The following is a 5,127-nucleotide window of genomic DNA, read 5'->3' on the forward strand; positions in this document are numbered from 1 at the left end:
CGTCCGCGACCAGATCGACCTGCAGGCCGTTCTGGTTCTGGTAGACGACCGCCCAGCTGTAGAGCGGCGTCTTGCCGTCAGCGGCCGTCGGCGCGGTCAGCAGCGAGTACTCCTCCATGCGCGCGAGGGTCTCGGTCGTCGGGATGATTCCGAAGACCTCCTCGGAGAGCATGTCGCGGTTGCCAGCGTGCAGATCGAGTCTGCCTCGATGAGTTCGATGAGCGAGCCCTTGGCCTCGTCGCGACCCTGCTTGCGGCTCAGTCCGCCGATCCGCTCGGCGGCGAGCACCAGGATGGCCCAGGCGGTGCCGCTGGGGAAGACGAACGGTGCGTTGCTGCGCAGCAGCTCAACGGCCGCGGGAACCGCGGTCTCACGCACGACCGATGCCAGGAGTTCATCCGGCTTCTTCTGCCGCTCCTTCTTCTCAGTCTTCTTCGGTGCTGTCAGAATGCTCATGCCTGTCGATCCCTTCGGTTGTGAGTCACGATTCGCCTCGTTTATCAGAATAGTCTGTCGTGCATATCGAATGCAACAATCAAATGATCTATCGAATGAGCAAAGAGCCCCAGTCGAATCGTTCGACTGGGGCTCAACTCGGCTCGTCTCGCGGGTGTCACTGCATCGTGAAGACCATGACGTGTGCGTCAGATGTCCGCAGATCCTTCCGGTCGCTGACCATCTCACCCTCGATGTCGATTCCGATCCGACGCTCTGCCGGGAACTGGTTGATGAAGGTCGCAACCTCCGTGGTGACCTCGCTGGTCAGCCTGGCCACAGCCGCACGCGCACCGCCGGCATCGGAGTCCGTGTTGCCGCGGTCCTCGATCAGGTACTGCAACACGCGGGGATTGATCGTCACGCGCACGTTGTGCTTCACGTGCACTTCCTGCACCAGCTCGCGCAGCTTGTTCTTCACGATCTGCTGCTGCGTCGCCAGCGACAAGGGCTGGAACGGGACGATGGCGTCGATTCGGCCCAGGAGCTCGGGCGGGAAGCGATTGTCCGCCTGGGTCTTCGTGATTGAGCGCCGGATCAGCTTCTCGTACTCCATGAGCTCCTTGCCCGAGCCGGTGTCGTCGGGGGCGTAGTCAGCGATCGTCTTGTAGACCTCGGAGGCTGCGTTCGTGGTGAGCACGATGTACGTGTTGAGGAAGCTCACCTGCCGGTTGTTGTCGTCCGTCAGGCGGCCGTCATCGAGCACCTGCAGCAGGAGTCGCGTCACCATCGCCGAGGCCTTCTCGACCTCGTCAATCAGCACGACTGCGTGCGATCGGTCCCACACCCGCTTGGTCAGCTCCGAGCGGAACAGCTGCAGCGAGGAGTCCTCGGCGAACTCGGACATGTCGAAACGGATCAGGTGGCGCTGGTCGTCGCCGAAGAGCAGCTTGGCCAGCTGCTTGGTCAGCTCGGACTTGCCGACACCCGTGCTGCCCGTGAACAGCAGGCTGGCCATCGGCCGACCCGGGTTCTGCAGATCTGCCACCGAAAGCTGCAGGCGGCGGGCCACGGCTCTCGTGGCCAGATCCTGGCTGAGCACCTTCGCGTCGAGCTGCTGCTTGATCTTCGCGACGTCGACCTTGAAAGAGACGTTGACGTTGAGCGACTCCTGGAGCACGTCGGCGAGCAGGTCCCTATTCATCGACCGCCCCCGGCGGTGCCAGCCGACCATCGCGTTGAGCACCAGGATCGACTTTCGCGGCTGCGAACTCGCCGGCATGTAGCGCTCGGTGTACTCGTAGATCTGACGGAAGAGATGATCGTCGACGAACTGTTCGGCCACGCCATAGCGCTCGGCCACACCTTGCAGGATCGTGATCGTCGTCTCTCGTCCCGGCTGGGCCAGGCTGATGCGCTGAAGGCGCTCGACCAGTGGCTGGTTTGGCGCGATATGCATGTGGAATTCGTCGTAGGTCGTCGCGGCGATCACCCGGATTCCCCTGGTGCCCGATGCCGCCAGCACCGGCTTGATCGCCTCGACCGCGGCGTCCGAAAGCTGCACGATCTGGTGGAACTCGTCGATGAACAGTACAAGTTCGTGATCTTCGTGCTTGACGTACCGCTCCGCCTCGTCGAAGAAGCCCTTGAGCGTCGCGGCCATGAGATTGCTGTCGCCGGCCTCGGAGATCATGCGCGCCGGGTCCACCTCAAGATAGAGACGCTTGTGGTCCTCGAGCATCGTGGCCTGTACCAGGGCTGTCTTACCCGAACCGGCTTCTGCGAGCAGGAGGATATTCGACAGCTCGGGTCGCTCCATGCCCGCCAGCACCTGCTGGATCTCATGCTCGCGGCCGACGATCTCACGTTCCGCCGGCTTCAGCGGTTCGGACAGTCGCGCCAGCAGGGGGTAGTTCTCATTCAGTCGGGCATCTGCGAACATCCGTGATCGCTCCTTCGTTCCATTCGAGTTCCATTCAAAGATCAGTCGAATCCTATCACGATAGACCTATCCGACTGCGGGCTCTAAGCGGGCGAAAGGCCCCATGGATCACTCCACAGGGCCTTTCGAATCGCCGTTCGGCTCATCCGAACTGCGGGGAGTCGCTGCTCTTCTTCTCCTCCTCGTACTGATACGGGTACAATGTCCTCGCGGACGACCTCGGGGGAGCGGTGCTTCCTGCCGATGCCGTGCCGAACCGTGCTCCGGCCGCGGCGAACGGGTTCGAGGACCGCTCGTCCTCGACGATCTCTGCTTCGATGATCTCGGCGTCCACGGCGACCTTTGCATCCGCTTCGCGCACAACACCCTGCCCGGCACCGACCACCCCGCCCACGACGCCACCGACAACGGGGCCGAGCTTCGGGACGGCCTTGCCGATCTGCGCGCCGGTCCGGGCACCTTCGACAGCTGCCTGGCTGACCCGGCCGAATGCAGAGATCTCCTGTGCCGTCGGTGCCCTGAGCTTCTTCCGCGCCTTCGGCACATCGTTCGAGCTGATCATCCCCGGATTGGGGCTCTCCGGGATCGACATCTCCGGATGCCGCTGTCTCACGATCGGATTGAACCGCGAACCAGGCGCACCCGGCGGGGGAGAAGACGGCACAGCGCTCTTCGGCCCATGCGCAGCCCCGAGACCGGCCTGGCTCGAAACACCCGCCGGCATCGACACACCTCGGTAGATGCCGTCACTGAGATCGGTATGGGTGTTCTCGCGTCGGGCGTTCGCACTCAGGTCATCCTCGAAGATCACCGAGGCGTCCTCGGCCTGTTCCTGTCGAACTCGTCGCGCGGAGAGGGCCTGCCGGGTCATCGTCGTCGGGTCGACCTCGAAGTCCGAGGGCTCGAGAGTGTTCATGTTGATGAAGTGGCCACCGTCGCCGTACGGCGAGGGCACCAGCTCCGCCTTCACGGCATAGACCGTGCCGATCTTCTCGCCTCGCTCGTTCAGGATCGGCTGTCGATTGCTCCCGGCGTTGTACTCGATCGTGTCGAAGTCCGGGTGCCCGTAAGCCGCGGCGTGATTATGCCGGGGACGCCCCTGTCCGTCGCGGGCCGGGATCGAGGTCAGATGCGGATCCGCCTGACGCCCGTTCGGGTCGCGGTGATCGACCTGGACGTCGAGGTAGCGCCGAAGCCCGTGCTCGGTGGCGTTGCGGTCGTAGGTCTTGACCAGGAGATTGACGCCCCTAGGACGGTCCGTCTCCAGGAAGTAGCTCGTGAGGTCTGCCATGGTTCTGCTCTCTCTGTCTTGTCTGGTGGTGCTGGGGAAGCAGAAAGGCCCCCGGATCGCAATCCGGGGGCCTTTCGTGAGGCGTGCTGTGCTCTGCCGTTCAGCCCTGTGCGGACTAGCCGACGGCCAGCTCCTCGTCCTCGAATAGCGGCACGTCGGTGCTCTGCTCGGGAGCCTCCGCCTGCGCCTCGGCGGCGGGAGCCTCCTTGGCCTGGGACACCTTTGCGGCGTCGGCGGCCTCCTTGGCTGCCTTCATCGACGCGAACTGCTGGTCCATCGTCTTGCTGTCGACCTTGAAGTCGGACTGCTCGAGGGACTTGGTGTTGAGCACAAGGCCGTTGCCCTTGGTCGACGGCATCACGTTGGCCTTGACGGCGTAGATGCGGCCGATCTCTTCGCCGTCCTTGTTCGTGATGGGCTCGAAGTTCGGGCCGGCGGCCTTGACGATCTCCTCGAACTGGCCGGTGCTGTAGGCCGCACCGTTGTTGTAGCGGGTCTTGCCGTCGCTGTCCTTCACCCGCTGGGAGGTCAGGTGCAGGTTGGTCTGCGCCGGACCGCGCTGGTCGCGGGCGTCGATCTGGGCGTCGACGAAGCGGAACTTGCCGTCCTTGGTCACGCCGTTGTCGTAGACCTTCGCGAGAAGGTTGACGCCGGTCATCGACCCCGGACCCCGAAGCTGTGCCATGATCTGTCTCCTTAATTTCGTTGCCCGACTCGATTGACGAGTCGGTACTGATCTGTCACATTCGCTTCTGGGCCATTCGACTCATCCGCGAATGATCCAAAGACTAATACTGAATAGAGTCGAAAGCAACTCTGAATGGTGTATCGAATGGTGATTTAGTCGCCTGCGGGATTCGACTCGACTCCATCCAGGTCACGGTTTGCCTCGTAATCGAACGAACTCGTGGCCTCGATCGCGGCCTGATCAATCTCCCCCTGCAGTCGAACCGCCAGCCCGGCATCCAGCGCCGTCACGGGGTGTCGTCGGGTCTTCTCGATCTCCTGCTGGGCACGAAGCTCTGCGAACCGGCTCGGCAGAAGGCTGGTCCCTGTCTCAGCTGCCTCGCGAGTCAGCTTTGCTGCCAGCTTTGTCATGCTCGCCACGTCGTCTACCGGAAGCCCGGCGATGGATTCGGCCTGTCCGGATTCGTCCAGATAGGTCATCGCTCCGACGAGCAGCCGGCGACGGTGCTGAGCTTCAAGAGCGAACGTCCGACGAGCCTTGCCGCCGATCTCGGTGTCCGAGAAGAAGTCGTAGCCCAGATGATGCAGATCCAGGGCCTTCACCTCGTCGAAGTCATACGCCGCGCCCTTCTCAATCCGGGTCGCCAGAGGTGAGAGCGCGCCGTCGGCCGCCGCCGGCACGTTCTGCCCTCGCTTCCCGGTCTTGATCGTCACAGGCCGCAGCACCAGTCCCGACACGGCCAGATCCGCGCGCAGCTCATCCAGCTGCGCG

General features: G+C 63.4%; 5 protein-coding genes. All 5 read right to left on the reverse strand.

Annotation, left to right across the window (positions count from 1 at the left end; genetic code table 11):
- Positions 1 to 96: 96 nt before the first annotated feature.
- The gene (locus AHiyo1_RS23075) at positions 97 to 456 is read right to left on the reverse strand and encodes a hypothetical protein (protein WP_059390160.1); all 360 of its coding nucleotides are present in this window, start codon (positions 454 to 456) and stop codon (positions 97 to 99) included.
- 157 nt (positions 457 to 613) lie between these two features.
- Positions 614 to 2,377, reverse strand: a complete 1,764-nt coding sequence (locus AHiyo1_RS23080) for an AAA family ATPase (protein WP_059390161.1) — start codon at positions 2,375 to 2,377, stop codon at positions 614 to 616.
- Between the two features lie 142 nt (positions 2,378 to 2,519).
- Positions 2,520 to 3,668: a hypothetical protein gene (locus AHiyo1_RS23085; RefSeq protein WP_059390162.1), complete on the reverse strand. Its 1,149-nt coding sequence runs from the start codon at positions 3,666 to 3,668 to the stop codon at positions 2,520 to 2,522.
- Between the two features lie 115 nt (positions 3,669 to 3,783).
- Positions 3,784 to 4,353 (reverse strand): hypothetical protein, encoded by a 570-nt coding sequence (locus AHiyo1_RS23090; protein ID WP_059390163.1) that lies wholly within the window; start codon positions 4,351 to 4,353, stop codon positions 3,784 to 3,786.
- Between the two features lie 155 nt (positions 4,354 to 4,508).
- On the reverse strand, positions 4,509 to 5,127 hold a 619-nt coding region (locus tag AHiyo1_RS25870; protein ID WP_216363320.1), incomplete at its 5' end, for a hypothetical protein.

It is taken from the genome of Arthrobacter sp. Hiyo1 (assembly GCF_001263615.2).
GTDB lineage: Bacteria > Actinomycetota > Actinomycetes > Actinomycetales > Micrococcaceae > Arthrobacter.

Excerpts from the sequence above, each read along its gene's own strand:
- AHiyo1_RS23075 (WP_059390160.1), bottom strand. The coding sequence starts at position 456 with ATGAGCATTCTGACAGCACCGAAGAAGACTGAGAAGAAGGAGCGGCAG.
- AHiyo1_RS23080 (WP_059390161.1), bottom strand. The coding sequence starts at position 2,377 with ATGTTCGCAGATGCCCGACTGAATGAGAACTACCCCCTGCTGGCGCGA.
- AHiyo1_RS23085 (WP_059390162.1), bottom strand. The coding sequence starts at position 3,668 with ATGGCAGACCTCACGAGCTACTTCCTGGAGACGGACCGTCCTAGGGGC.
- AHiyo1_RS23090 (WP_059390163.1), bottom strand. The coding sequence starts at position 4,353 with ATGGCACAGCTTCGGGGTCCGGGGTCGATGACCGGCGTCAACCTTCTC.